We start from the raw sequence: 1,815 nt of genomic DNA on the forward strand, positions 1-1,815 counted from the left end.
CCCCTGAATTCTGCCGCGCTCTCCACTTGCTGCCTCACCTGACATGCTGCTTTCCTTCTTCGATCCAATGATCGCAATCTCACCCACGATACAAATATCGCTCGCCAGCTCCTGCCGCCTCACGAGAGACGTTTCAAAAGTCGTGCCAGGCTGAGCAGAGGCCATAAGAGCGATTTTCTGCACATCAATTCAATTGCTTACATAAGAGTGCAATAGGAGGCTAAGTCGAACATCACCGTGTCGCGTACTCGACACTCCGGCAATATCGATGCACGTCGCCCTCCCAGAATGAACATGAGAGGCGACCGGTCCGCTGGACTGGTCTCCAATGGGCGGCAGCAGCAACGCACTGCCGGAGTCGATGACGCGCTGGCGCAGCCGCATGGGCGAGGAGCGGATCGTGGCGCTCTTGCAGGAAAGCCTCAGCATCGCGGTCAAGACCGGGGCGATGAAGCCGGCCGACACGCGCCAGGTGATCGTCGACACCACCGTGCAGCCGAAGAACGTCATGTTCCCGACCGACGCCAAGCTCATCCATCGGGCGCGCGAACGGCTGGTGCGGCTGGCCAGGAAGACGGGTCTCAATTTGCGCCAGACCTATGTGCGGGTCGGCAAGCTGGCGCTGATCAAGCACCAGCGTTATGCCCACGCCAAGCAGTTCAAACGGGCCAACAAGGCGCTGCGCAGGCTCAAGACCTATCTCGGCCGGACCATTCGCGACATCTGTCGCCAGGTCCGCCGGCGATGCGAAACTGGACGCGCTCTTCAAATGGCCGCTCTACCAGGCCGCCACCGTTATCGAGTACCGTCAGCGCCAGCGCGGCCGCAAGATCTGGAGCCTGCACGCGCCCGAGGTGGAGTGCATCGGCAAGGGCAAGGCCCATGCGCCCTACGAGTTCGGCGTCAAGGTCTCGCTCGCCACCACGCTGAAGCGCTCGAAGGGCGGCCAATTCGCCCTGCATGCAAAAGCGCTGCCCGGCAATCCCTATGACGGCCACACGCTTGCAAGCGTCATCCCCGACATGGAAAAGACCATCGGCAACGAGATCGGCCGTATCCTCGCCGACGCCGGCTATCGCGGCCACAACGCACCGCAGAGCCACAAGTTCAGGGTCTTCACCGCCGGCCAGAAGCGGCGGGTCACCCCGGCCGTCAAGCGCCAGATGCGCCGTACGCCATCCTGGCCGCCGCCGGCTACAACTTGTATGGGGCGATGATTGTCAAGCTTGCTCTTCGTTCATTTCCTCATCTCCTGGTTCGGCCAGTTGGCGACCATCTCCTCGTCCCGACCTTGGGCTTCGAACGGGCCGCCGCGCGCAGTGACGGTCAAGGGTGGGCCGCAGGCCCATCGCGCAGCGACTTGTCCAAGCCGGCCGAACGAGCTCGAAGCCGGATCCCTCTCATTGTTCACGGCCGACGCAACACGACAGTAGGTCACGTCGGCGCACCAGACCTGGTCCGGCCTCTCGACCGCCAGATGACGCAACAGGTAGGGACGGATGCGGTGCTGCGGATGCGGTTCACTGTCTTCGTTGCCTCGTACATCGTGACATGCGCATCAAACTGGTAGTGGGCATCAAACATGAGATAGTCGCGCGGCTCGTCTCTCCGGCTTGGCAAACGCTGCCCTGCTCGGCCGCTACGACCAAGCAACGCAGGTAATGTGCCGTGAGCAGCTCGCTTCTCCATGGAGATGTGTCCGTCGATGGCAAGGCTCAGAGTGCTTCGCTTGGCGGTGCGGAAATGTAGCAGGACGCATAGATGTAGCCGGTCGTGCGCTCTAGGCGATCCTCTATGCCGAGTTTGGCCATAGCC

1 protein-coding gene and 1 pseudogene are annotated in these 1,815 nt (G+C 62.0%); one reads left to right on the top strand and one right to left on the bottom strand.

The window, feature by feature from the left end; all coding sequences use genetic code 11:
- Positions 1-183 (bottom strand): hypothetical protein (locus tag NKJ26_RS33290; protein ID WP_352700084.1); only part of this gene is annotated, 183 nt, incomplete at its 3' end.
- A 175-nt stretch (positions 184-358) separates the two neighbouring features.
- Between NKJ26_RS33290 and NKJ26_RS33295 the strand changes: the two are divergent.
- Positions 359-1,190: pseudogene (locus NKJ26_RS33295) on the top strand (IS5 family transposase); the annotation flags it as partial.
- Positions 1,191-1,815 lie beyond the last annotated feature (625 nt).

The sequence above is a fragment of the Mesorhizobium sp. M0152 genome, from assembly GCF_040322415.1.
Lineage (GTDB): Bacteria > Pseudomonadota > Alphaproteobacteria > Rhizobiales > Rhizobiaceae > Mesorhizobium.